Here is a 25,363-nt window from a genome sequence, read left to right as displayed (position 1 = left end):
AAACGCACAGGGCCAATCAAGTGTTGCCTAACTGCAGGCCAGCGGATAAAGCGCGGCTCCCAATGCAGGGGTGTAGCTCAGTTGGTAGAGCATCGGTCTCCAAAACCGAGGGCCACGGGTTCGAATCCTGTCACCCCTGCCATTAAATCAATGACTTGGTGAGTTGCCTGCGAGACATGTAGTCCGCAGCTCGCTTCGGATAATCACCAGATAAGCGCGTGATTCGATTTCATCCCAGAGCCGCGAACGAACAGACTCGCGGAAGCTCGTATATCAAGAGATCATGTCTTGATGTGCCTGTAAGCGCTCCGTTGTTAGCGGTGCTTTGGTCCATAAGTGACGTGTGACCATCGGAACCCGATTGCCCGCCTCTTGCGAAATTGACGAGGGTATCCAATGTCGAAAACTGGCGGGTGATGCGCACGGTTGGTTAGACCTGTTGCCTATAATCTCCACTCTCATTGATTACTCGAGCCGCCCCATGCCCCACCCGTCGCGCGTCACCTTGAGATAGATCGCAGGCAAGACGAGCATGTTGAGCACAGTCGAACTGGTCAGACCGCACAGGATCACAATCGCCATCGGAGCCTGAATTTCGCTTCCCGGCTGACCCATTGCAATTGCCAATGGCACTAGCGCCAGCCCCGCTGAGATCGCTGTCATCAGGATCGGCACTAGCCTCTCCTCCGCGCCGCGTTTCACCGCCTCGGCTAGGTCAGTCACACCCTCGGCCTCTTGCAGGTGCTTTATGTGCGTCACCATCATAACGCCATTACGCGTGGCGATCCCAAAAAGAGTGATGAAGCCGACAATAGTTGCGACCGAAAGCACACCTCCTGTCAGCCACAGACCAACAACTCCGCCAACCAGCGCCAGTGGGAGATTGATCATCACTAGCACTGCGTCGTTTGAGGATCGGAAAGCCTGCCGCAGCAGCAAGAACATGCCGACAAGAACAACCAGCCCTAACGCAAGCAGCGTTCGCGTCGCGCTTGCAGCGCTTTCGAATTGCCCTCCCAATTCGATATGCGTCCCTTCGGGCAGGTCGACTGTCTCAAGTGCATTTTCCACGTCAGAAACCACTGAGCCAAGGTCTCGTCCCGCCACGTTGGCCATGACCAACTGCATCCGTTCAACGCTCTCGCGTGTGATCGCATTGGGACCTTGATCCCGGACCACGTCCGCTATCGCCGAGAGGGGCAAGAGCCTGCCACCTGGCGCCGCGATCACCATGTTCTCCAACGAGCCTGCGGTCCCTACCTGAGCGGGGTCATAACGCACGACAACATCGGTTATCACGGGGCGCTCGATGAAATCGCCCACCTTTGCTCCAAGTATTGCCGACTGGATCGCACCGGTTACATCTTCGACTGACAATCCGTAATTCGCCAGATCGGCGCGGCGGAGGCGAACTCGAAGGTAGGGAACTGTGCTCTGCTTATCTTTCTGCACATCGACAGTCCCTGGAACTTCACTGACCACACTTTCCACTTGGGAGGAGATGCTTTGCAGTGTTTGTGTATCGGGAGCGAATACCTTGATCGCAATGCTTGCCCTAGCGCCTGAGAGGATGTGATCGACACGGTGGCTGATGGGTTGTCCGAAAATGGTTTGAACGCCTGGCACGGTGCTTGTCGTTTCACGCAAAGCTGCAAGCAACTCTTCACGGCTGCGCCCGTCTTCACTCAAGGTCACTTCGATCTCAGATACGAACACTTCAAGAGTGTGGGGATCGCTAGGAGTTTGTCCTGTGCGCCTGGCAGTGGTCAGAACCTCTGGTTGCGCTAGAAGCAGCGCCTCGACTTCGCTGGCCACCTTGTTGCTTTCCTCAAGGCTTGTTCCAGGAAGTGCAGAGACATTCACTGTTAGTGAGCCTTCGTTGAACTCCGGGAGAAATGACCTGCCTGCAAGAGCAATTCCAACCGAAGCGGCGATGACAATAACTAGCGATGCCAAGGCGAGCGTTTTCCAACGATCCAGCCAATGGTCGAGTATGTCGGAATAATGGTCCTTCATACGGGCGACCCAGTTTGGCTCATTCCCGACATCTTCGGGCTTACGGCTCAAAAGATCGAATGAAAGCGCCGGAGTCAGGGTCATTGCCACGGCCAAGCTTGCAAGCAGCGATAGCGCATAAGCGAGCGCAAGCGGTTGGAGGAGGCGCCCTTCGATTCCGGTAAGCCCGAAAATCGGGATGAAAACCAACAGGATGATCAGGGTTGCAAAGATGATCGCACTCTGCACCTCGCTGGTTGCAGAAGCGACCACCTTGATGTCGTCTTGTCTCTCTTCGACAGGTTTCTCTCGCTCAAGCCGCAATCGCCTCACGACATTCTCAACGACGATAATCGCATCATCGACCAGCATCCCGAGCGCGATGGCAAGTCCTCCTAGCGTCATAGTGTTGATCGTACCGCCGCCTGAATTGATCACTATAACGGCGCTGACCACCGAGATAGGAATCGCCGCCAATGCGATAGCGGTCGCGCGCCAACTGATGAGGAAGATAAAGACAATGATGGCAACGAGGATAAGCCCTTCGATCAAAGCCCAAGTCACGTTGTCGATTGAGCGCTGGATGAAGTCCCCTTGGCGAAACGCGTTCGTTTCAAGCACCATGCCTTCGGGTAGAGTTCGCTGGAGTTCGGCAAAGGTTTCGTCCAGCCGCTCGGTCAATTCAAGCGTGTTAGCGCCGGGTTGCTTCTGAATGGCAAGGATGACGGCTGGATTGCCATTGAAGGCTGCGGTGCCCCGCTTAAGTCCTTCTCCGATTTTTATATCTCCGACATCCCGCGCGAGCACTGGAAGTCCGCCAGATTCGCCTACAACCACATTGCCGAAATCGTCGGCAGAGGTTGCGCGGCCGACGCCTTCGATCAGAAACTCCTGGCCGTTCTCAACCACCACGCCAGCGCTTTGTGTAGTGCTCGAGGCTTCCATTGCCGCGACCACTTCGTTCATGCCGATGCCGTAAGCTGCCAGACGCGATGGATCGACTAGAAGTTGGACCTGACGTTCGTCGCCTCCGATGGTCAAAACTTCGGCAATGCCGGGCAGCGACATTATGCGTCGTCGGACAATCCAGTCAGCAGTCGACTTTAGCTCCATAGGACTGACTGTGTCTGATCGAAGCGAGACAAACATAATCTCACCCATGACCGAGCTAGCCGGTGTCATGTTCGGTGGCGGAATGTCATCCGGAAGTTCGTCTTCTGCGATCTGCATCCGTTCATTGGTAATGCGGCGCGCTTCGGAGGGGTCGGTGGACCAGTCGAATTCCAGCGTTACGATGGAAAGACCGGTAGTGCTATTTGACCGAATTCGACGCAAGCCTGGCGCACCGTTTAGCGCCGTTTCGAGCGGGATGGTTACACGTTGCTCGACCTCAGTCGGTGTGTAGCTACCAGCATCAACAACGACGTTGACCGTTGGCGCAGTTAGGTCCGGAAGCACATCGACTGGTGTGCGAGCCGCCGTCCATGCTCCTAAAGCTGTGAGCAGGATCGCGATGGCATAAACAACCACACGGTTCTCGAGGCTCCATCGGACAAGACGTTCAAGCATTTGTGTGACAATTCCCTAGTGCGCGTGGCCGTGGCTAAAGCTGTCGGGCGCGGCTGCCGCGGCCCGAACCGCTACTGCACCACGAGTGACCACGCGGTCACCGGCAGCAAGTTGACCTTCAATTGAAACAAGATCATCACTGCGGGACAGGATGCTTATCGGGCGGCGTTGAAACGTTTCTCCGCTGACTTGGACATAAACCACATCCTGCCCGTTCTCGTTGAGGATCGCGCTTGCGGGAATGGTGAGACGCGGACTTGCTGCCCCGGTTCGCAGTTGGCCTTGAAGCCTTTGACCGGGCCTTACTTCTCTACTGTTCCAAGCGAAGATGACAGGCAAGGTCCTTGTCTGCGGGTCGATTGCCGCACCGCGTTGGACCAGAGCAATATCGCCTCGTCCAAGAGAGATTGTTTGGCCGGGCAAGAGCAGGTCAATCCCGCTGGGATTAATGGCCCTGCCTGCTAGCGCTTCAGGGACTTGGGCCACCAGCCACAGGGCCGAAGGATTGCCAATCCGCATCAATTGCTGACCGCCCGTGACACCCATACCCTGAACGAGTGAGCTTTCGAGCACTTCACCAGAGATCGGCGAGATGATCGGCACACCGGCCCCTCCGCCAGCGACGGCGGACCGCCTTTGGCGAGCCGACGCAATTTGGGCTTCCGCCAAGCGGAGAGCTGTGTTGGCTTCATCGAGTCTTCGCGCTGGGACTGCCTCGGCATCGACCAGCGCCTGCATTCGTGTGACTTCGCGGACAGCGGCATCGCGTTCGATCACTGCTTGTTGAATTGACAGATCGAGGGTCGCGATGTCCTCCCCGCCGCCGAGCGTTGAAGAGATTGAAGCGAGCGTTTGTCCTTTTCTTACTGAACTGCCCGTGCCGTAAATCCGCCGTGCGCGTGCAATGCCATCAACTGGGGCAGAAATGATCGCCACAGCTTGCGGCTGCATTCTGACTTCGATTGTCACCGGAATGGCATCTGCCAATTCAGTCATGCGGGCTGCGTCGGTTCGGAACTGCACGCGGGATTGTTCTTCTTTTGAGAAGACGATCGCATCGATCACCTCATCTTCATGAGGAACAGCTGCTGCGCCTTCATCGCTTGTTGCCCAAACCGTGACCTCGCCCAAGTCATGCACAAAGTCACCACGCGGCGATGAGTGGACCAGCCGCAAGGTCGCTTGGCCACTTTTTGAGGCTGTTAGAAGCGGACGGAAAATCCCCACAACGTCGCTTGGGCCTGCCTCAGCGCTGTCCTTAGACCCGTCGGGCCAAGTGAGTTCCGCAGTCAGCGCACCCTCCATCACCGGCTCATAGCTATCGAGCCAGGTCAGGTGCGCGTCGAAACGTCGATTCTTGTCCACTACCAAGGGGCGATACTCAACGAAGAGTTCGGTAGCTTCTGTGTAGTCGGTGACTACTATCCCGCCGCCATGTGCTTCGTGTGCTTCCTCGTCATGGGAGTGCATGAAGTCGCAGGCTGCGAGCGAAAGGCTCATCATAGTTGCAGCCATGGCCGCAAGCAGACGCGTTCGGGTCATGGTCGTGTCTTCCCGGTTAGATCAATGCGAGTGATCGTCATGGTCATCGTGATCATGGTCGTGGTCGTCGTCGTGTTCATGGTCGTGGTCATGGCCATCGTGATCATGATCGTGCGCAGGCTCAGGCGCGTCATTGTCATCGGCGTCGACGGCTGATGCTTCGTCACCGTCAGATGCAGCTTCTCCGCCGCATGCAGTTAGGGCCAGTGCCATGGGCATGGTTGCCAGCAAGATCGTCTTTTTCATCAGTAGCTCCTTCCAATTGCTAGGTCGTATTCAATCGCGGCAAGCGCCGCATCGAGTGCCAGCGAGATGACAAGCAGGTCAGCATCTCTCTCTGCTCCGTAAGCGTCGAGGAGTTCCACGACACCAATCTCTCCCGCCCGATAAGCGAGGTCGCCAATCGCCCCCAGGCGCATCGCGTCTTCTCGGGTTTCCATCGCCGCAATGGCGGCTTCGCGTGCTGAGGTGGCGCGGCTGCGGGCTGCGATCTGTTCGGCTTCGATCTCGCGTGTGGCTATTACGAGGTCTGCTTCCAGCGATGTGCGGGTTGCTTCTTCTCGCCGCACAACAGCGCTTCCACCGTCCCAGATCGGCAAAGAGATGCCGACCGAGACAACAGGGCCGTAATCCGTCGAAATCCCATCATCGATGCGCCTTACTCCCCCTCCCAATGCGAGTTGAGGAAAGCGCGCTCGCCGAGCCGCGCTGATGCGATAGTTTGCAGCATCGACGCGCTGTTGTTGCGCTATGAGGTCAGGCCGCTCCCCGATTTGCGAGGCAGTCTCGAGTTTGGTGATCGCCTCAAGCGGCACGGCCGGATCTTCGACTCCCGTCAAGACTGCTAGCATCGCGCACTCGGCTTCGCGTTCACCTGCTGCCCTCAGCAGTCCCGCCCGCGCGGCACTCAACTGCACGCGAACTCGGCGCACATCATACCCGGCAGTATGACCTTGGTTTGCCCGCTCTGTCGAAACGCGCTCAGCCTCCACAAGGCGCTCGACATAGCGCTCCCAGACGCTGAGTTCCGCACCACCTGCCGCACACCGAACGTAGGCAGATCGGACGTCCGCCACGAGATTTTGGCGACGGCGCTCAATTTCTGATCCGGTTGCCAAAGCGTCCGCTCGTGCTGCATCACGTTGGGCCGCTCTCACTCCGGTAAGGTCAATCGGCTGGACCAAGCGCAATTGCCATTCGCTCTCACTCCCACCTTCATAGCCCACTTCGAGATCAGGGTTCTCAAGCGGTCCAATAATTTCAGCATCAGCGGCTGCCGCTCTCTGGTCGGCTTCATCGCGCTCGGCGATACCTTCCTGCTGCAAGGCGCGCCGGATCGCAGCCTCCTCGGTGAGAGCCGTCTGCGCGCGAATTGCCGCAGGTGAAGCGCAGAACGCGATGGATAGGAGGAGGTATGCAGGGCACAACCACACTTTGGGCATGGTTATCTCCGCAAGCTGCCACGAGGCGTTGGGCAAGCGTCCGACGGACCATTCAGAGCAGACAAGGACCCCTTGATGACAACTACCTGCTCCAGATCGATAGGTGGAATCTGTAGCGTTGCAGGCGATGAAGCGGCGAAGGCCGCAGCTGCGTCTGACGCGAATGAAGCTGACGACACAGAAAGCAACGGCAGCGAACCAGTCTTTGTGATTGTACTCATTCGATGCGTCACACGTCATCCTCTTGAGGCAGTGGATCGGAACTGGCTTCCAGTAAGTCCCGCAAGTCAGGCGGGATATTCATATGGACAAATGCGCTCACGTCTGACCGCCCCGTATTGCCGATTGGAAGCCGTCCAGTGACATTGCCAAGCGGTGCAAGGGTAAGGCGTAGAACCTGCCCCCACGCTTCCCCCATATCGCCGGTTCTCAGAGCAAGTTTCAACATCCGCCAGTGAGAGTAAAGATGAGGTGCCAAAGACCTTTGAGCAACAATATGAGCGCGTTCTAGATGATGCCACGCGTCGGCAACGCTGCCCGCTTCCTCAGCGAGTTCAGCATTCTGATACTCGCGTTCGAGGAACAGCGTGATGCGAGAGTGGCTAGATTCAGTCATGACTGGCACGCTTTCGAGACTACTCTAGCAAGCCCTAGGCCAAGATTCGCATCCTCAGGTGTCACAGCGCTCTCCGTGTTTGTGGGATGCGTCCGCGTGATCAGACCGCAACTCTGAAATTGCCTGACCAGCAATGGAAACTGCAGACCGCAAGAACAGGCCTGCAAGCAACACAGCGACGATCAAATCTGGCAACGCGCTCGCTGTCAAAGCGACCAGGAGGCCTGCGAAAATGACCGCCACATTTCCGATGGCATCATTGCGGGAGCACAGCCAAACCGAGCGGACATTGCTGTCACCCTCGCGCCACTTCAGTAGGATGGCGACACTCGTCAAATTGGCAGCTAGCGCGAGGATGGCCACTAAGCTCATTGTCTGAGCTTCGGGCGGGACACCCTCTGCAAAGCGGAGCGCAGTCATACCAAGCACCGCAACAGCAATCAGAGCCAAAGAACCACTCTTGATAAGAGAAGCCAAAGCGCGAGTTCGGACAGCTGCGCCGATGACTGCCAAGCTCAAGGCATAGGTCGCAGCATCGCCCGCAAAATCCAGCGCATCGGCTTTCAGTGCCTGCGAACCAGCAGCCACCCCAGCCCACATCTCGGCGACAAACATCGTTGCGTTGATCGCGATGACAGCGATCAGCGCCCGCTTGTAGGCCGGGGAAACCCCATCAAACACTTTCTCTTCGCAGCAGCCTGACATCGTGTGTCCCAATTCCGAGTTGAGATGACAGACATCCTTATGCAAGCTACAGTGGCTGTAGGTTCAAGAGGAAAGTGGTAAGCTCATGAAAAACATACCCATTGGGGAGCTATCCAAGCGATCTGGCGTGAAGGTGACGACGATCCGCTACTATGAAAGGTCGGGGCTTTTGGAGGAGCCTGACAGGAGTGCAAGCGGCCAGCGCATCTACACAGAAGCAGATGTGAAACGTATTACCTTCGTTCGACACTCACGTCATCTAGGATTCTCGTTGGATGCAATCCGCGAACTGTTGGAACTGCAATCGCGACCGGAAATCGATTGCGGGACAGCAAATCAGATCGCCGAGGAGCAGCTCACCAAAGTTCGTGAGAGAATTGACCAGCTGCGTGCTTTAGAGACTGAGCTTGAGCGTATAACCGCCGCTTGTCGCGGCGGCTCTGTCGGGAATTGCAAAGTTATCGAGGCGCTCGGTGACCATAGCCAGTGCGAAACTGATCGGCACGAAAAGGTGGCTGGGTTTTAACCCCCTGACACAGTTTTGGCCGCCTAACTTCTGTTGCTAGTTTGTGGCTAAGGCTGGGTGACAAGATGGATGTTACCCTATGGCTGGGAACGCGGTGACTAGGCGGTCAGTTCACTGATTGAGTAGCATTGGAAGCCATTGTCATAGATTGATTTCAAGTTGGGAAACATCGCGCAGTTCCTGCAAAAGATGACGTGCCTGCGCGCGTAAAACGCGAGCCTCTTGGGTGTGATGCCCTTCCTTAAACGCTCCATTGCCTTCACCCTTTGGTGCTCCCGCCCTCGCGCCGTGGAACCGGCAGCGATCAGAGCTCTTTTCCGCGGGTGCTCGGCAAGGCGTCCCCGCCCTCGTCCTCGCTCCACACAGCTTCGCATTCGTCAGAAGCTTGGGCTTCTCCTTCCCGTCCATGGGATTGGTTCCAGTTTTGCCTTCCCCTCCGTTCATCATGGTAGTGGACATGCTGATGCGTCTCCTTGGTAACGTGGATAGATTGCTTAGTTGATCGAGACTTTCCTTTGAGCGCCTGTGAGGCCAGTTTCATGGTCATCAAGTGTGTTGCTGCCATCTGAGCCGCCAACGACGCTTGAGCGCTATTCTCAGGCTTCCAATCGGCAACCAGAGCTAAGACCGCGTTCCAATCTGTCTCATTTGTGCGCCAAGACCTACGATCAGCGTCCCAGTCCTCAGGACAAAGGTTGGCTAGCTGGTCGAGGAACACCTTGATTAGCGACATTGAGCGTGTTCCGAACGCCTGCGCTAGCTGGAGTATCCAAAGGTCATCATCGTTGTGCGGAGCCTGAACCTGCCAACTATCTCCGCGCGGTTCGAGAACAGCGCCCGGATGCAAGGGCAGACTTTCAACAAATTCTCGCGCCTCCGCTTTGCCAGTCGCCAAATGCTCTGGTGGGTCAGGCTTCTTACGGTCCCGCCGACTGCGCTTTGGTCCAGCGCCCGCATGCAGGTTGCGCAGGTCCACATCAGAGAGTGCACGCCCCTTTGTCGATATGTTTCGAAGTCTCATTCCCACACCTCCCAGAATGCGGGCAGGTTCGGATAGACCCCGCGATTGAATTGCATCTGGACCCCGAACGAGCGCCAATATGCTCTTCCGCCCTCCATCAGCAGGTTTCGGCTGGACCCGAGGCGGTCAATCAGGCCCCCTTCGCCGGGGTGGCAAACATGGACGCCGAACACGTCAGAGCTAGACCAGCCGTCAAGGGCGGCCTTTTCCCCAAAGTAATTGAACCACCAGTGCGAGCCTTCCACGAGATTGCGCCACCGCCATGGATCAGCGCCACTGTGCGGATTGTGCGGATCAAGAGGCAAAAGCGATTTGCGCCAGCTCAAAAGAAGCGAGCGAGGAGCGGGGACAATAGGGACAATAGGGACGTTAGGCCTGTTTTGGGGGCTATTGTACCTATTGTCCCTAACGTCCTCGACCTCTAGCGCCCGATTTACCTTTTCGCGCCAGCCCGTCATTTGCCAGCTCCAAGCACCATCCGGTTGACCCTGTAGTCCTTGCTTGACCTGCCCTTGGTTCCGCCTTCACGGTTGAAGTCAGGGAAAAGCCACCCAGCGTCCTGCAAGTCCTCAGCGGCATCATCGAGGGCTTTGGGGGCTTGCAATTGCCGCAGGTTCGACTTGTGAGGGGACCGGCGGAGGTCTCGCAGGTTCACGGTCTCCATGCGTTCGCGAAGGATATACCGGGCCAACTGAGAGGCGTTCCGGTCGCGCTGCGAAACAGCGGCATCACCGAACACACGCTCTGCCATCGGTTTAGCGTAGTCCTCAACCCACCGGATCGCACTGGCAACGGATCGAAGGCCAATCTCTCTGGGTTCCTCGCCATCACCGAACGCCCAAGCGGTAAGCTCGGCCACAAGTGCCAGCCGCACGACTGCGCCGCTCATTTTGCCTTTGAAGGTCTCATAGAGGCTTCCGCCTTCGCTCTCGCCAGATGAGTTATCCCGCTCCCACCCCTCGAAAACATCGGCTGCCTCGGTATCAAACTGGAGCGTGATAGGGGCTTGCTTGCCGTCTTCATTCTGCCCCCAAGGCATCAGCTCCAAGCGCTCATAGGCGCGTCCCAGCGCAGTGAAATCAATTTCGCCTTTAGGGCGGGACGAGATACGCTTTTCAGGCCATGCCCAAATTATCCTTGGCACCAGACCATCATTTGCGCCGGTAAGCAGCTCAACTAGCCGGTCAGGCTGGATGGAGCCTAGAACACTAATTCCAAGATAGGACAGATCGAAAGACCCATCCCCTTTGCGGGTGACAGAATAGGGCCGTCCCTCAAACGCCTCCAGCCAGAACGGACGCCCACCCGAGTTGTAGCGGTCGAAGCTTTCAAGCCATCCCGCAAGTTCATCGTTGAAGGCAAGTGTTCCTTGGGGATTATCCTTCATCACAAAGGCGGCTGCCTCAGGCGTGCAGTCCGAAATCACGAACCTGCGCTTAGGCGGTTCGGGAGGCTCAATCGCCAGCGCTGGAAGGGCCGCAGTTTCTTCCTGCCCCCCAGCTTGCGCCTTCACCTCATCCTTCCACTTTGCGCGCTCAGCCTTCGCGCGCTCCGCTTGCGTTTCCCACTGTTGGCAGGCCTCTGCATGGCCCTCATTTGCCTGACGCTGCAAATCCCACAGCGGCTTGGTTATTTGACCCAATGGCGCAGACTTGCGGCTGGACGGATCGCCGAGGGCGGCCATCCAAAGGATCGCAGGCACCCGCCAACTCGAACCATAAGGCGAAGCCAAGCGCTTGCCTCCAATGAGGCTGGCGGCAGCCGAAAGGTATGCAATGGCCGCGTAATCAGGGGCGGTGCTGGTATCATCAGCAACCTGTTCGATCATCGGCCAGGCGAGACCAAAGAGATCGCTAGGCATAGGCACGGCGGGCCTTCGTCCATTGCTAGCCAGCGACATATCGGGCGCAATTGACACAACCTTCTTCCCCATTTGCCCATAAGTCTCTTGCATGCTCGCGCGGCGGGCCATCGCATCACCTTCGCGTGCCAAGTCTTCAATTCGTTCGGCTTCATTCATGGCACGAACCTTCCTTCAAGATCCGGTCCAGATCCTCCGCCGTCATGGCAGTCTTAAGGAGACGCGAGGCTAGGAGATTGAGCCGATCAATCCATTCGAGGGGTGCGGCTGAATAGAGATTTGGCGTAAGCCACTCGATTGCTTCCCAAGCGAGCTTGCGCGCCGTATCGCTCTCCGTCTTGGAGATCATCGCTGTCGCTGCGTTCCGATAGCTCCGCATCTTAGCACGAAGCTCAAATTCATCTTGAGCGATCTCACCAAGGAATGTGCGGATTTCGTCTGGTTTGTTTAAAGCGGTCGGCGAACGGAAGGTAGCTAGATCGCTCATGCCGAGTTCCTCTTTTGGAAGTGTGCGGCCTCCGCTTCGCTGGTGGAAGCAAAGACTTGCTCGCCTGCCCAAGCGTCGAGATCGTCAACGGCGTAAACGATGACCTTTCCTCCGAGCTTGCGGAACTGCGGGCCGGTGCCATCCACTCGCTTGCGTTCAAGTGTGGACTTGCCGAGACCCAAGTAGGTCGCGGCCTCAGAGGTGCGGAGATACTTTGCCAATGATTGAGGCTGGTGCGTCATTTGTCGCGCTCCTTGCGGTTTCCCGATGACGGACCATCCGTTGCGGGGGCGACAAACCAGTTATTGTAAGATGCGGCGACGATCTAACCGTTTAATGGTGCGAACCACTTTATGTCCGAAAATCAAAGAGTGGGTGGCAGCCAGGCGCAAGTCTCTATTATTACTTGGGATTTTGGCTGCCACCCGCCGCGTTGCCTTTGCGTGCGTTTGGCCAACGAATTGCTTTTGCAAGGTTTAGTGCGAATGTTTCGGATAGGTCGCCATCCCCGCCAACAGTTAGGCCAAAGCGAGGGGCTTCCTGCAAGAGCATAGCTTGCAAGGCCCCAACAGTTCCTTTTTTGTCCTCCGAAATGCCCTCTTGGTTCGCAACATGGGCAGCAAGTCTAAGGTAAGGGGAGAGTGGCGCTGAATCGCAATCAACACTGGGTGCCGGCTCAGGGGCGCAGAATGCCTCTCTCACCTGTTGCTCCGGCACGAATGCGTAGTGCGTTAGGAAACCCTCTTTGTTCTTGATAGCGCTTAGGCGGATCAAGTCCAAAGCGCGAAAAGGGATCGAGAACACGTCGGGATTCATCAATCCGGTTTTGCCCTCCGAAAGTGACTGACACTCTGGGAAAACCTTCTTGTCATTTATGGCCTGAACCAATCGCTTGAACGCGTGAGAGAGAGCATCCACGCCCACTTTGTGCTCGACCGTGCCGCGCTTCCATTCCTCTAGTTTGTCTTGGATCGCTAGATACTCTTCATCCGCCGCTTTTCGCCTTGCACTTGCTCCCTTTTCCCATTCGGACAAGCGTTCGTCATACGACTTGCCAATCCTCACTCCTTTCTTGGTGGAGCGGGAGCCGAGGCTTGAATGGCTAATGGGCATTGGCCGCTTTGGTTTTCCACGCTCATGCTTGAACAAAATCTTTTCATAGGTCTCTCGTGGCAAAACAACGTGGGGAGGGTAGTCGAGCACTGTGCGCTCAAAATCATTCCACTGGTCACCGAGGATCGCCCGCCCAATGATGCCCAATGCGTGAGGGATCGTAATTAGCTCACTGCGGACCGGAGGCGGGTCATCTAGCACGTCCTGAAAGACATACGGCTGACCGATCCCATGCAAGGACCAGTAATTGTCATAGTCCATCTGCGCAGTTGTCTGCAGCAATTGATTAAGCTGGTCGTTCACGCTGCACCTCGCAAGGCAATCACGCTATTGTCGCGCGAGACATTGGTAGCAAGGCGCTCTGCCCAGCGGTTCACAGCCTCAATCCGCTCAGGCTCATACTCGTAAACCTGATACGTGCCCTTCAATCCGGACTTGGTATGTGTCACGTGACCCAGCAGCCGCTCGACAATCTCAGGGGAAACCTGCATCCGCTGGCACTCGCGCGCCATTGTCCGCCGTGTGTCGTGAATTACGAAGCGCGGAAGCTCGACCGGCTCGCGGCTTTCTTCTCGCGCGTCCTGCGCCTCTATGTCATTCATCAGCTTGACCAACCGCGACTTGGCGCGACTAAAACCAGAAACAGGGCTTGTTCCAGTTGTGGTGAACATCAGATCCGGCCCGTCAGGGTTTTTGATGCGGGGCAGCTCCTTCAAAATCCCAACCGCGAGCGCGGATAGATGCACCCAATGTGGCTCGCCATTCTTGGTCCGCTCGGCTGGAACAAGCCAGCTATTCTCCGCCAGATCGACCTCACTCCATTGCGCCCATGCAACCTCGCGCAGCCTCAGGCCCGTCAGCATCAGCAGGCGGTAGATAGGCCCGAAAGGCCAGCCCATCGTCCCAGCGGCCTCCCACATGAGTTGTTGTCCGCGCCGATCTAGGAAGCGGTCTCTCTTTCCCGCCCCAGCCGGTCGCTTGACCTGCAAGAGCGGTGAGGAGGCATGTGGAAGCAGCTTGCCGTGACGCTCGCTCGCGAAGGCATACAAGCCACTAAGGGCAACATACGCCTTTAGCGAAGCCGATGCGCTGCGCTCAGCCACTTTGCCAAGCGCTGCCTTGATGTCAGCAGAGTCAAGTTGATTGAGTGGTGTATCACCGCAAGCAGGCTCTAGGTCGCGCTCGACAATCGCCTTTTGCTCCGCAGCTCGCTTTAGGTTCTTGTCGCACCACGAAGCATATTCCTTCGCCACCGCCGAGAACGCTAGTTCCTCATTCTCAGCTTTGCGTCGGGCCTCTGCCTCTGAGGCTTGGCGCAATCCAACCAGCCGCGCCTTCTCAGCGTCAACAGGATCAATCTTCCGGTGGACTTGCTCTAGAACTTCTCTTGCGCGGTCGCGCGCAGTGTCCGGCGTCCAAGAGGAACCATGTCGCCCAATTGTGAAACGCCGCGTAGGATGGCCCCTCCCGCCTAAGCGATACTGGACCAGATAAGACTTCGCGCCTTTGTCTGTGACCATCACACCAACCCCTTAAGGTCCGTGTCCCACAAATAGCTGCGCTTTCCCTTTGAGGCTGAGGGAAGGGCATCAACCACCCGCTTGGTAATGTTGCCGGCAGCCATGGATAAGCACCGGATTATTACGAATCCGAAAGCCTTTGAAGGCTAATGACGACGAAAAGCGAAACATTTGTGGAACAGAGGCGGGCCAAGATAGCATCTGATGGCTCTTGAGGTTTTTGGAGCGCTAAGAGCATCGGTCTCCAAAACCGAGGGCCACGGGTTCGAATCCTGTCACCCCTGCCATTTTTTCTCCCAGATTGCCGGATCGGCAGCGCGCGAGCCACGCGATTGAAAGTTGGCGCTTCTGAACAATGCGTTCGGCATGCAGGGGGCTTATTCTCGGATCATAAAGACAAACGGGTTTGCCTCGTTGCCCACCCCGATCTTCGGGTGAAGGCGCAGCGGATAACAGTTTTGAAGCGTGCGAGAGCCCTATTGGCCAGAAAGCCGATGGCATCTCGCTTACATGGAGACCCGCAATGTCGACCCTTCCCTTTGAGCCCAGAAGCAAGCCTGATCGTTGGTCAAGTCCGCGTCCGCATACAGATGCCGATCTGCGACGGCTGAAATACGGGCGAATCCGCCCCATGGCCCAGCCGAGCTGGCTTGTGCGTCTTTTCGGCAAGTAACCCGAACTGAAGACGCAGCGCCGCGCATGTCACCAGACACGCGCGGCGCTGCATCTTTCCTCTAGCTCAATATTCGTTCGGCTCTTCCGGCGTGTCCGCTGTATGCGTGGGGCCTGCATCGCGCATGCCTTGTGCCAGCTTGAAGACCACGCCTGACAGCAGGATCAGCGCCAGCAGGTTGGGCAGGGCCATCGCCGCGTTGGAGATGTCTCCCAGACGCCAGACCAGCGTCAGGTCCTGTGTCGAGCCGACATAGATCACCACGCACCACAACACGCGCCAGATCATGTGCAGGACCTTCTCACCCCCGCGCGTTGAGCCCGGAATACGGTCGTAGATGAAGGTGATCGCCCGCTCACCGTAGTAGCTCCATGTGAGCAGAGTGGTGAAGACGAACAGGATCAGTGCGGTCGATGCGATCAGCGTGCCCAGCGGAATGGCGGCAATCTCAAACGGGAAAGCCGCTGCAAAGGCGCCGCTGGTCATTGCGAAGCCTTCCAGATCACTCTCATAAGCATGCGCCACCGCGACACCTTCGCTGGTGAAGTTGCCTTGCACGGTCAGGATCACCAGCGCCGTCATGGTGCAGATCACAATTGTGTCGATGAAACAGCCCAGCATCGCCATCCGGCCTTGCTGCTCTGGATCATTGGTCTGAGCGACCGCATGCGCGATTGGGGTCGAACCCTGGCCGCTCTCGTTCGAGAACAGCCCGCGTGCAACACCTGCGCGGATCGCTAAAGCAATCATCGCGCCGGTGAAACCACCTGCCGCTGCGTCAAAGCCGAAGGCACCGCGCAGGATCAGGCCGAAGGTTGCCGGGATGTCCTGAATATTCAGGATCAGAGCGATAACTGCCATCACGATATAGGCCGCAGCCATGAAGGGAATGACCTTCTCAGCCACGCCGCCGATCGACTTGATCCCGCCGATGATGACGACGAAAACCGCGCCCGCGACGATCAAGCCGCCCAGCCATTCCTCGATGCCGAACAGCTCATTGAGGCCATCTGCGACCGCGTTCGCCTGGATCGAGTTGCCCGTGACCATCGCTGAAAACAGCGTGCCGATGCAAAACAGAATCGCGAGCCAGGTCCATTTTGGCCCCAGACCCATCATGATGTAGCTCATCGGGCCGCCGCGATAGACACCGTCAGAGGTCTTCTCCCGATAACGGATCGCCAGTGAGCCTTCGGCAAAGGCCAGCGCCATGCCGATCAGCGCGGTGATCCACATCCAGAAAATCGCGCCGGGGCCACCCAACGCAATCGCCGTGGCGACGCCTGCGAGGTTGCCGGTGCCGACTTGGCCGGACAACGCGGTCGAGAGCGCGGCGAAGGGAGAGATCTCTCCATCACCGCTCCCCTTGCGTCCTTTGAACAGCCCGGCAAAGGCACTGCCCAACTGGCGCAGCGGGTAAAATTTCAGGCCGAACATGATGTACAAGCCTGCGCCCAGCAGGATAATCACCATCGGCGGCAAAGGATTGCCCGCGATGGAGAGCCAGGGCAGCACTTCGCCGTTCCACATCCCTCCCCAGATAAAGTCCGAGATGTTGGTGACGTGATCGATCAGGCTTTTTTCGCCCGGTGCACTTCCAGCCATGTTTGGCTATCCCCTTGAAGAAAGTTTCCCCGAAAGTGTGTACCAGCCCCCGCCGGTCACAACCTCGCTTGAAGCGCGCCACGCTAATGGCGCAGTGCAACAATAGCTAGCCCCCAATTCAGCGCATCCAATTGAGCTTGCCTATTCAGCTTGCCAATCGGGGCGAATCCACTTATCTGCACCAGCATTCCGACATTGGTAGCTGCTCAGAGCCATCCCGAAACCTTGTTCCGGGCGGCGAGAGGCCCTACCTGAAACCGGAAATTCGAACTCAAACGCGAAAGCACGAGCGATCATGGCTGACCAGCAAAAAGCCGTAGAGAAAAAGAAGAAGACCTCGATTCCCGAATTCGTGAATCAGGTGCGCGCAGAGACCAGCAAGGTTGTCTGGCCAACGCGCGAGGAAACTCTGCGCACCGGCCTGTTCGTCTTCATCTTCATGGTGATCCTGTCGCTGTTCTTCTTCGGTATCGACAGCCTGTTCAACGCGGTCGTCAATTTCCTTCTGACGCTGGCCTAAGGCCTTTCGCGTCCCACTCTTTTTCCCAAGGACTGATCATGTCTCGCTGGTATATCATTCACGCCTACTCTGGCTTTGAGAACAAGGTCAAAGAAGCGATCATCGCGGAAGCGGAGCGCCTCGGCCTGACCGAAGGCGTCGAGGAAATCGAAGTCCCCACTGAGACCGTGACAGAGGTCAAGCGCGGCAAGAAGGTCCAGGTCGAGCGTAAGTTCATGCCCGGCTACGTCCTTGCGAAGCTGCGGATGAACGACGACATCTATCACCTCGTCAAGAACACGCCCAAAGTCACCGGCTTCCTTGGCAACAACAACAAGCCGCAGCCGATCTCTGAAAAAGAAGCAGCGCGTTACTTTGGCGGCGTGGAAGAGGCGAAGGCCGCTCCCAAAACGCAGGTCAGCGTCGATTACGAAATCGGCGATCAGGTCAAAGTGCTCGACGGACCGTTTGCAAGCTTCAACGGCGTGGTCGAGGAACTCGACTTCGACAAAGCCAAGGTCAAGGTCAGCGTCTCGATCTTCGGCCGTGCGACGCCGGTTGAGCTCGACTTCGAACAGGTTGAGTTGGTTAAGTAGGCTGGGGCCACAATGCCCAAAGCGCCCATCGCGAATCTGCTCAACGCGATCGTCCTGATCGCCATGTCCGGCTGGGCCTATCTTGCCTCCGACACGCCTTCACTGACCGCGCTGATCCCGGCAGGGTTCGGCTTGGCGCTGCTCGCCTGCCAGCATGGTGTATCGAAGGAGAACAAGGTCATCGCCCATATCGCGGTGGTGCTGACGCTGGTTGTCCTGATCGCGCTCTTCATGCCGCTGAACGGAGCCTTCAGCCGAGGCGATACCCTTGCAGGCATACGCATCGGCGCGATGATGGGTGGATGCCTTGTGGCTATGGTGGCGTTTGTCGCCAGCTCTCGGGCCGCGAGGAAGGCGCGTGAGGTGTAGAGCGAGGGCCAAATCAGCAGACCATGAAACAGATACTATTTTTTGCGACTCCTCGCGACATCACGCCGGTTCTGCACCGCTTTGAAGCGAACGCTCCACTTAAATTTGTTGAAGGGGGAACGCTTCCACATGCCGACCGCGCGATCTATTTGATGTCATCAGAGATCCCAAGTCCAGGGATTGCGACCCACGAGACGGGCAGCATTTCGCAGGGTTATGTCGTGTCTTTTCGGGACACGAAACTTCACACAAATGTTGCGACTCTCAAGAACGGCGAAAAGCGTTGGAACATCTTCAACGCCGACAATGAGGAGACGGTAGATCTTGTAATGGCAGGCCTTTGGAAGACGGGCACTTTGCTACCAGGCTGTATGGTCACTCTTCATGACACAGCGGTCGCTCAACAGCTAATGAAGTGGTTCCACAGGGCTTTGAAGCAGGAGAGTTTTACCAAAGTAGAAGAGTTTTGGCTGGGTCCTAAGGCTCTGGAAATGCTCAAAACGGGCAAGCGGTTGACGACAACAGCAGAGCAGTCTCCTCCAGAATTTGATTTGACGATACCGGACAATAATCAAGCGGGCTAGCTCGGCTTGGACTGTTACATCCATCTCCGACCCGAGCTTTTCCGCAGTTAAGGCTTTGTGGCAGCCCACCACGGGCGGTTTTCCTACACCGTCACCTCTGGGCTAAATTCGCAGGGCCATGCCCATCACAAACCCCTCCAGCCCGGCTCTAGAACCTCTCGAAAAGAACGTGACACTCTTTGCCGACATGGGTGACACTTTGCCCGCGCTAAGGTCACACTTTCGATCTACTAAAGTGACACTTTTCACGCCAAAGGTGACACTTCGCGCACAAAAGGTGACACTTTGGGCGTCCTAGGATCACGCTTTGCGGCCCGCTTCGGTGGAAAGCTTGCGGGTTTTGGCTCTGGACTGTGTGTCAAGTGTGTCAAACTGCGGGGCTTGGAGGGGCTCAGGAGTGGTGATCAGAACGCAGCTCTGACCACCGAATCCCCTTGCCAAACGCCGCAAAAGCGCTATGTGCGCCGCTTCTCCATTTAACCGGAGAAATCCGTGCGGGAGGTTGGGCCTCAAAACCCGGCCGTTGGACCGCTTAACATGAGAGCGCTTTCCGCTGGTTCCCAGCAGGCGCTTGACAGTGCGAAAGGAGGCCAGTGATGGCCAAGAAAATCGAAGGCTATATCAAGCTGCAAGTGCCGGCTGGTACTGCAAACCCCTCACCCCCGATCGGACCTGCTCTGGGTCAGCGCGGTGTGAACATCATGGAATTCTGCAAGGCGTTCAACGCCGCGACGCAGGACCTTGAAAAGAACGCCCCGATCCCGACGACGATCACCGTCTATGCGGACCGTTCCTTCACCTTCACCACCAAGACCCCGCCAGCATCCTACCTGCTCAAGAAAGCAGCCAAGATCAAATCGGGCTCGGGTGAGCCGAACAAGAACAAGGTCGGCAAGATCACTTCGGCGCAGGTCAAAGAGATCGCTGAGACGAAGATGAAGGATCTCAACGCAAACGACATCGACGCGGCTATGAAGATCATTGAAGGCTCCGCGCGCGCGATGGGCCTCGAGGTGGAGGGCTAAGGACATGGCGAAACTGACGAAAAAGCAAAAGCTGGTCGCAGAGCTCGATTCCGAAAAGCTCTACACCGTCGACGAAGCGATCAAGACGCTGCGCGACCACAAGGCGAAGTTTGACGAGACCGTCGAACTGTCGATGAACCTCGGCGTTGATCCGCGTCACGCTGACCAGATGGTTCGCGGCATGATCTCGCTGCCGGCTGGCACGGGTAAAGACGTGAAAGTCGCTGTGTTCGCGCGCGGTGAAAATGCCGACAAGGCTACCGCTGCTGGCGCTGACAAAGTTGGCGCTGAAGACCTGATGGAAGACATGCAGAACGGCAACCTCGACTATGACCGCGTGATCGCCACGCCGGACATGATGGGTGTCGTGGGCCGTTTGGGTAAAGTGCTTGGTCCCAAGGGCTTGATGCCGAACCCGAAGCTCGGCACCGTCACTCCAAACGTGGAGCAGGCCGTTAAGGACGCCAAGGGCGGCCAGGTCGAATTCCGCGTTGAGAAGATGGGCATCATCCACTCCGGCATCGGCAAGCTGTCGTTCAAGGACGCAGACCTGAAGTCTAACTTCGAGGCGCTCACTCAGGCAGTGGTCAAGGCCAAGCCATCGGGTGCCAAGGGCAAATACGTCAAGAAGGTCACTCTGACTTCGACGATGGGTCCGGGCCTGAAAATCGACTTCTCCGAGGTAGAGGGCGCGTAAGCACCTCATCTTCAAACCAGTTGCAATGAAGGGCGCCCTTTAGCAAAGGGGTGCCCTTCTTTGTTTCTAGCTTCCATTTCCCAAGGACAGTTCGCACCAGCCCATGATCTACCGTCCTGACATTGACGGCTTGCGGGCCATTGCGGTGGGCACGGTGGTGCTGGGCCATGCGGGCATTACAGGCTTTGGCGGAGGGTTCGTTGGGGTCGACATATTCTTTGTCATTTCGGGCTATCTCATCTGCTCGATCCTGATCGGTGATCTGGAGAAGGACCGCTACAGCCTCGTCGATTTCTACGAACGCCGTGCGCGCCGCATTCTGCCTGCGCTCTTTGCAATGTTTGCGCTGTGCTTTGCGGTCGGTTGGTTCGTCTTCCCGCCGCCACAATATGAGAGCCTTGCCTCCTCATCCATCGCGGCGACGTTCTTCGTCTCCAACCTCTGGTTTATCGAGACGACCGGCGACTATTTCAGCGCCAATGCAGAGTTTGAGCCGCTGCTCCACACTTGGTCGCTGGCGGTGGAGGAGCAGTTCTATCTCGTCTTCCCGATCCTGATGTGGGCGCTCTATCGCTGGGGGCGCAAGTGGATGGTGCCGCTGATTGCGCTGGGCGTTGTGGGCTCATTTGCCATCGCCGTGTGGGCGACGAATGAGTATCCGATCATCAACTTCTACTCCCCCGTGACCCGCGCATGGGAGCTTGGGATTGGCGCGCTGCTAGCTCTGCTACCTGCCCGCTTGAAGCTGCACAAACTCGCGGCAGAGCTGCTCGCCGCCGCTGGCCTGATCGCGATTGCGCTGGCTGTTTTCTTCTACAGCAAGAACACGCCCTTCCCCGGCCTCGCCGCAGCGCCGCCAGTGCTGGGAAGCGCCGCGTTGATCCTTGCAGGCAGCGGCAACTCCACGCTGGTGGGACGGTTGCTCAGCCTCAAGCCTATGGTGTGGCTGGGGCTGATTTCTTACTCGCTCTACCTCTTCCATTGGCCGGTGCTGGTCGTGGCGCGCGGCTATGCCGGATCGCTGCATCTCGATGCCGGGCTGGCAGTAGGAGCGATTGCGCTGTCCATCGCGCTCGCATGGCTCAGTTGGCGCTTTGTCGAGCAACCTTTCCGCAAGCGCGGCCCCCAAGCGAACGTCTCGCGGACCCAGGTCTTTGGCGGAGCGGCTGGCGGGGCCGTGGTGCTTTCTGCCCTCGCGGCCTTTGTCATCGTCTCGAACGGTTTCTGGCAGCGCTCTCCGGCTCTTGAGCAGGAATATCAGCTCGCCACCACGCGTGCCGATGTTGAGAACCGCTGCTGGGATGAGCTGCAAGAAGAGGGCACCTACTGCATCTTCGGCGCTGAGACACAGGCACCCAGTGTGTTCGTCTGGGGCGACTCCCATGCCGGCGCGATGCTCACCGGGGTCGAGCAATGGGCGCTTTCCGAGGGCGTCTCCGTCCAAGCCAGCGTTGACCGCGGCTGCGCGCCACTACCGGGGCTCGACCGAGTGCAATTCTTTGGCGAGCGCACCTGTGCTGAGGCCAATACAGCGGCACTGGAACATATCCTCGCCAACCCTCAGCTTGAGACAATCGTTATGGCCGGGCGCTGGCCGATGTGGGTCACGGGCGAGCGGGTCGAGGGGGAGACGGGCCTGCCGCTCGTCCTCAAACGCGCTGATGGAGGCGTGATCGAGGGCGCTGAGCGCTATGCGGCGGTCAAAGCCTCACTGGCCGATGCTATTGATATGCTGAATGAAGCCGGCCGCCGGGTGCTGCTGGTCTCGACCGTGCCAGAGATGGGCCGCGACATTCCGGCGCAGTTCCTCTCTGCTGCCTACATCCAGCCATCTGATGTGGTCGGGCTGCCGTTGGAGGCAGTGCGCGAACGGCAGTCAGGCGCGGATCAGCTCTTACGCGAAGTGGCCGAGGGGCAAGGGGGTCAAGTGGTCGATGTGCCTGCGCTCATATGCGATGAGGCCTGCCCCGCCTCGCTCGATGGCAAACTCCTCTACCGCGACGACAACCACCTCTCAGTCTATGCTGCGCAGCGTTACGTGCCACTGATGATGGGTGCTTTGGATACGGGCGGTGCTGTTGCCGGTGAGGTCGTGCCCTAACTGCGAAGCGCGCTGCGCACCTTGGACAGAGCGCCGGTCCGTTCAGCGAGAGCCTTGGCCGTGCTGATTGCTCCATCAAATGTGCTGCGCGTGGCCAACAGGGCGCGGTTGGCCAGCGTTGAGTCGAGCAGGACGAAGCTTGCGCAATCGGCATGATGCGTTCCGAACATCGCCTTGTGGGCGCCTTCGCCTTCGGTGAAATCGAAATAGCGGAAGCGCGCTTCCGCAAAGAGACGCTCGAGCGCTTCGAGTTGCAGGACTGTGCCGGGTGAGAGGCGCGCGTGATCGGGATCGTAGCCAAGATGGGCGTAGACCAGCGTCTCACCCACGATTGGCAGCGAGAGATAAGCGATGGGCGCGCCCGTGACAGACAGCAAGAAGCAGCGCATTCGGTCGTCCTCCGCCGCCTCCAGCATGGCTTGCTTGGCCTCTGGCGTATCAGGAAGGCCTGCGTCCAGAAGCCGCGCCTGATAAGTCTTGGCCGACAGCGGCAGAGCAGCGGCCAGGAACGCTTCGATCTCTGCGGGCGCGCGGTGCTCAGTGATGGTGTATTCGCCTAGTTCCTTGGCCAGCTTGCGGGCCTTACGGCGCAGGGTTGATCGCGTCTTGGAGGAGAACTGACCAAGGTAATCCTCATACGAACCGCTCATGTCGATGTAATGCCGCCGATAATCCTGTCTTCCGCCGATCAGGTGGCTCGGGAAGTGCGCGGTGATCGCAGGGATGGCGGATTGCGGAGCAGAGAGAACGCGCAGGCCATCACGGCCAGGCTGAGGTGAGGAGAGGTCTGCGCTCTCACTTGCCAGCACATCCTCCAACGTGAAGGTCCACGGTGCAAGCTCCCGCCCCACAGCCAGCAGACGGCGTGAACCGATGGTGAAGTCGATGGAGCTGCGCGTGTTCATAAAGCCCCGTAAAGCGTGTTCGAAACGAGCTGCTCGGCATAGCGATAGCCGGTGCGCCAGGGGCTGGCAGGCAGGACCGCTGGCGAGGTGGCGGGTGCGCCCATAAAGAGCGGCGGGTTGTCGCGGTAATTGGCGGTCTCCACGCCCTCCATCGCCTCAAGCGCTCGGGCCAGGCCTTCGAAGCGCCGCCGGACGATCGGGTTCACGGCCAGCTTGGTGCGGTTGATGAGTTCGAAGGAATGCGTGACCAGCGTAAAACTGGGGCAGCCCGTCTCCTCCGCATGCCTGATTGCAGCGAGCATTTCGTCCAGCGAAAGCGCGGTGATCTGGGCATGGCGCAGGTCGCCCGAGAGCGTGCCGATGCAGCCCACGGGTACTTCGACCACGCCTTCGTACAAAGCGGGGCAGCGGTTCTCTGGCGACAGGCTGATCCGGTTCGCGTCCGGCAAAGCGGGCGTGTAACTGCTGTCATAGCGGATGCCGAGCTTGGCCAGCGCGCGCAGAGTGTTGTCGTCTGCGCCGTAATTTCCAGCCCGGAACGCGACCGGTTTCGGCGCGCCTGCCGCGATCAGAGTGTCGCGCGCATAGTCGAGGATCTGCTGCTGTTCCTCGAGCGGGAAGTCGAACAGGTTGTTGCCCGTGCGCTTGCTCGCCAGTAGGTTCGCATCGCCTGCTAGCTTCAACCATTCGGTGTGACAGTGAAGCTGGATGTCCTGCTCTGCCTCCAGAATTGGGGTAACAATGTCCTCAATCGCCGCCACACCCCACACCAGTGCTGGCATCGGATCCACGAAGAATACGGCCTTGATCCCATGCCGCTCGAACACTTTCAGCTTGTGCGTGATCCCTGCCGGACCATCGGGCGTCTCACACGCAACAGAACGCGCGAAATTGTCGCGCCGGTCGACATCGGACAGGTCGCTAACCAGCCCCGAGGAATACTCGGTATCAATGGTGATATAGACGTTCGTCATCGCGCCCGCTGGCATAGCAGCGAAGGGTTAAGGTGCGGTTTGGAGCTTGCTTCGGGCCCTAAATCCCGCCGGGCGTGAAATCATACCCATTGGTGGCAAGCCCGTCGCAGAGCGTGTCGACGCAGCTTTTCAGATCTTCCTCACTGGTCGAGCGGATCACGAAATTCGCGCCCACTTTGCCGTCGCGGAAGAAGGGGTAGGAGCCGATCTGGCAGTTCTCATGCGCAGCCTCAGCCTCGCGCAGCAGGTTTGCGACCTCGCTTTCGGCGACCCAGCAGCCGATGGTTTCGGAAATGAGCGGCGCGCCGCCCTCAAGCTTGCCAGTCAGCGCATCGAGCATTCCGGCGGTGATATGCGGAACGCCTGCCATCAGGATGACATTGCCGCGCTGGATGCCGGGAGCGCCGGACATGCGGTTGGGAATCAGCTCTGCCCCGTCCGGCACACGTGCCATGCGCAAACGGCCTTCATTGAGTCCGCCTTTGTCGGCGTAATAGCGTTCCAGCAAAGCGCGCGCTTCGGGGTGGATGACCACCTCCACACCCAACGCTTTCGCTACTGCGTCGACGGTGATGTCGTCATGCGTCGGGCCAATGCCGCCGGTGGTGAAGAGGTAGTCGTTTGCCTCGCGCAGAGCGTTCACGGCCTCGACAATTCGATCCTCGTCATCGGAGACCACGCGCACTTCAGCGAGCCTGATACCCTGCACTTGCAGCCAGCTCGCAACCTGCGCGATGTTCTTGTCATGGGTGCGACCGGAAAGGATCTCATCACCGATAATGACGAGCCCAGCGGTCCAGATTTTGTCGGGAGAGGTCATGGGCTTGGAGTTAGGCGAGAGCGGACTTGCACTCAAGCTAGATATGCCAGCGAAGCCAAAAACGGTTGCAAAGCAACCGCAAGCCCGACCGGGCGCCCGCAGCGGGTCCGTAACGAAG

General features: G+C 58.1%; 24 protein-coding genes and 1 tRNA gene. 9 read left to right on the top strand and 16 right to left on the bottom strand.

The window, feature by feature from the left end:
• Window positions 1-66: 66 nt before the first annotated feature.
• Window positions 67-142 (top strand) — tRNA-Trp (locus AC0V6X_RS10910).
• Window positions 143-465: 323 nt separating this feature from the next.
• On the opposite strand, the gene AC0V6X_RS10905 is transcribed toward AC0V6X_RS10910, so the two are convergent.
• From AC0V6X_RS10905 to AC0V6X_RS10880, 6 genes are all read right to left on the bottom strand, one after another.
• Window positions 466-3,564, bottom strand: a complete 3,099-nt coding sequence (locus tag AC0V6X_RS10905; RefSeq protein ID WP_486184570.1) for an efflux RND transporter permease subunit — start codon at window positions 3,562-3,564, stop codon at window positions 466-468.
• 15 nt (window positions 3,565-3,579) lie between these two features.
• A complete protein-coding gene (locus AC0V6X_RS10900) occupies window positions 3,580-5,106 on the bottom strand; it encodes an efflux RND transporter periplasmic adaptor subunit (RefSeq protein ID WP_486184569.1) in 1,527 nt (508 codons plus the stop codon).
• 21 nt (window positions 5,107-5,127) lie between these two features.
• Window positions 5,128-5,352, bottom strand: coding sequence for a hypothetical protein (locus AC0V6X_RS10895; RefSeq protein WP_486184568.1), 225 nt, complete (start codon window positions 5,350-5,352; stop codon window positions 5,128-5,130).
• On the bottom strand, window positions 5,352-6,548 hold the full coding sequence (locus AC0V6X_RS10890) for a TolC family protein (protein WP_486184567.1): 1,197 nt from the start codon (window positions 6,546-6,548) through the stop codon (window positions 5,352-5,354). The genes AC0V6X_RS10895 and AC0V6X_RS10890 overlap by 1 nt, the downstream gene beginning before the upstream one ends.
• 229 nt (window positions 6,549-6,777) lie before the next feature.
• Window positions 6,778-7,164 (bottom strand): DUF3703 domain-containing protein, encoded by a 387-nt coding sequence (locus AC0V6X_RS10885; RefSeq protein WP_486184566.1) that lies wholly within the window; start codon window positions 7,162-7,164, stop codon window positions 6,778-6,780.
• Window positions 7,165-7,218: 54 nt separating this feature from the next.
• A complete protein-coding gene (locus tag AC0V6X_RS10880) occupies window positions 7,219-7,869 on the bottom strand; it encodes a cation efflux transmembrane domain-containing protein (protein WP_486184565.1) in 651 nt (216 codons plus the stop codon).
• Between the two features lie 85 nt (window positions 7,870-7,954).
• Between AC0V6X_RS10880 and AC0V6X_RS10875 the strand changes: the two genes are divergently transcribed.
• Entirely contained in the window at window positions 7,955-8,395 is a 441-nt protein-coding gene (locus tag AC0V6X_RS10875; RefSeq protein WP_486184564.1) for a MerR family transcriptional regulator, read from the top strand.
• Between the two features lie 141 nt (window positions 8,396-8,536).
• On the opposite strand, the gene AC0V6X_RS10870 is transcribed toward AC0V6X_RS10875, so the two are convergent.
• From AC0V6X_RS10870 to AC0V6X_RS10840, 7 genes are all read right to left on the bottom strand, one after another.
• A complete protein-coding gene (locus tag AC0V6X_RS10870; RefSeq protein ID WP_486185570.1) occupies window positions 8,537-8,803 on the bottom strand; it encodes an HGGxSTG domain-containing protein in 267 nt (88 codons plus the stop codon).
• Window positions 8,804-9,870: 1,067 nt separating this feature from the next.
• Entirely contained in the window at window positions 9,871-11,436 is a 1,566-nt protein-coding gene (locus AC0V6X_RS10865; protein ID WP_486184563.1) for a DUF3987 domain-containing protein, read from the bottom strand.
• Entirely contained in the window at window positions 11,429-11,764 is a 336-nt protein-coding gene (locus AC0V6X_RS10860) for a hypothetical protein (RefSeq protein ID WP_486184562.1), read from the bottom strand. The genes AC0V6X_RS10865 and AC0V6X_RS10860 overlap by 8 nt, the downstream gene beginning before the upstream one ends.
• Window positions 11,761-12,006, bottom strand: a complete 246-nt coding sequence (locus tag AC0V6X_RS10855; protein ID WP_486184561.1) for a helix-turn-helix transcriptional regulator — start codon at window positions 12,004-12,006, stop codon at window positions 11,761-11,763. The genes AC0V6X_RS10860 and AC0V6X_RS10855 overlap by 4 nt, the downstream gene beginning before the upstream one ends.
• 160 nt (window positions 12,007-12,166) lie before the next feature.
• Window positions 12,167-13,180: a hypothetical protein gene (locus AC0V6X_RS10850; RefSeq protein WP_486184560.1), complete on the bottom strand. Its 1,014-nt coding sequence runs from the start codon at window positions 13,178-13,180 to the stop codon at window positions 12,167-12,169.
• Complete coding sequence (locus AC0V6X_RS10845; protein WP_486184559.1) at window positions 13,177-14,397, bottom strand: tyrosine-type recombinase/integrase; 1,221 nt, start codon at window positions 14,395-14,397, stop codon at window positions 13,177-13,179. The genes AC0V6X_RS10850 and AC0V6X_RS10845 overlap by 4 nt, the downstream gene beginning before the upstream one ends.
• A gap of 739 nt (window positions 14,398-15,136) precedes the next feature.
• Entirely contained in the window at window positions 15,137-16,675 is a 1,539-nt protein-coding gene (locus AC0V6X_RS10840; protein WP_486184558.1) for an alanine/glycine:cation symporter family protein, read from the bottom strand.
• A gap of 295 nt (window positions 16,676-16,970) precedes the next feature.
• Between AC0V6X_RS10840 and secE the strand changes: the two genes are divergently transcribed.
• The 7 genes from secE (at window position 16,971) to AC0V6X_RS10805 (ending at window position 22,546) form a co-directional block, all read left to right on the top strand.
• Window positions 16,971-17,195: a preprotein translocase subunit SecE gene (secE, locus tag AC0V6X_RS10835; RefSeq protein ID WP_486184557.1), complete on the top strand. Its 225-nt coding sequence runs from the start codon at window positions 16,971-16,973 to the stop codon at window positions 17,193-17,195.
• A 38-nt stretch (window positions 17,196-17,233) separates the two neighbouring features.
• A complete protein-coding gene (nusG, locus tag AC0V6X_RS10830) occupies window positions 17,234-17,770 on the top strand; it encodes a transcription termination/antitermination protein NusG (protein ID WP_486184556.1) in 537 nt (178 codons plus the stop codon).
• A gap of 12 nt (window positions 17,771-17,782) precedes the next feature.
• Complete coding sequence (locus tag AC0V6X_RS10825; protein ID WP_486184555.1) at window positions 17,783-18,139, top strand: hypothetical protein; 357 nt, start codon at window positions 17,783-17,785, stop codon at window positions 18,137-18,139.
• Window positions 18,140-18,162: 23 nt separating this feature from the next.
• Window positions 18,163-18,723 (top strand): hypothetical protein, encoded by a 561-nt coding sequence (locus tag AC0V6X_RS10820; RefSeq protein ID WP_486184554.1) that lies wholly within the window; start codon window positions 18,163-18,165, stop codon window positions 18,721-18,723.
• Window positions 18,724-19,319: 596 nt separating this feature from the next.
• A complete protein-coding gene (gene rplK / locus AC0V6X_RS10815) occupies window positions 19,320-19,748 on the top strand; it encodes a 50S ribosomal protein L11 (RefSeq protein ID WP_486184553.1) in 429 nt (142 codons plus the stop codon).
• 4 nt (window positions 19,749-19,752) lie between these two features.
• The gene (gene rplA, locus AC0V6X_RS10810; RefSeq protein ID WP_486184552.1) at window positions 19,753-20,445 is read left to right on the top strand and encodes a 50S ribosomal protein L1; all 693 of its coding nucleotides are present in this window, start codon (window positions 19,753-19,755) and stop codon (window positions 20,443-20,445) included.
• Window positions 20,446-20,548: 103 nt separating this feature from the next.
• The gene (locus AC0V6X_RS10805; RefSeq protein WP_486184551.1) at window positions 20,549-22,546 is read left to right on the top strand and encodes an acyltransferase family protein; all 1,998 of its coding nucleotides are present in this window, start codon (window positions 20,549-20,551) and stop codon (window positions 22,544-22,546) included.
• Here the strand turns inward: AC0V6X_RS10805 and AC0V6X_RS10800 are convergent.
• The 3 genes from AC0V6X_RS10800 to AC0V6X_RS10790 are packed head-to-tail and all read right to left on the bottom strand — an operon-like array spanning window position 22,543 to window position 25,245.
• Window positions 22,543-23,451, bottom strand: a complete 909-nt coding sequence (locus tag AC0V6X_RS10800) for a GNAT family N-acetyltransferase (protein ID WP_486184550.1) — start codon at window positions 23,449-23,451, stop codon at window positions 22,543-22,545. The genes AC0V6X_RS10805 and AC0V6X_RS10800 overlap by 4 nt on opposite strands.
• Complete coding sequence (locus AC0V6X_RS10795; RefSeq protein ID WP_486184549.1) at window positions 23,448-24,425, bottom strand: polysaccharide deacetylase family protein; 978 nt, start codon at window positions 24,423-24,425, stop codon at window positions 23,448-23,450. Before AC0V6X_RS10795 ends, AC0V6X_RS10800 begins: the two co-directional genes overlap by 4 nt.
• Window positions 24,426-24,483: 58 nt before the next feature.
• Window positions 24,484-25,245 (bottom strand): competence/damage-inducible protein A, encoded by a 762-nt coding sequence (locus tag AC0V6X_RS10790; protein ID WP_486184548.1) that lies wholly within the window; start codon window positions 25,243-25,245, stop codon window positions 24,484-24,486.
• Window positions 25,246-25,363 lie beyond the last annotated feature (118 nt).

This window comes from Erythrobacter sp. S267, from assembly GCF_057365045.1.
Note: the sequence above shows the minus strand (reverse complement) of the source record. Positions and strands in the feature narration are given on the sequence as shown.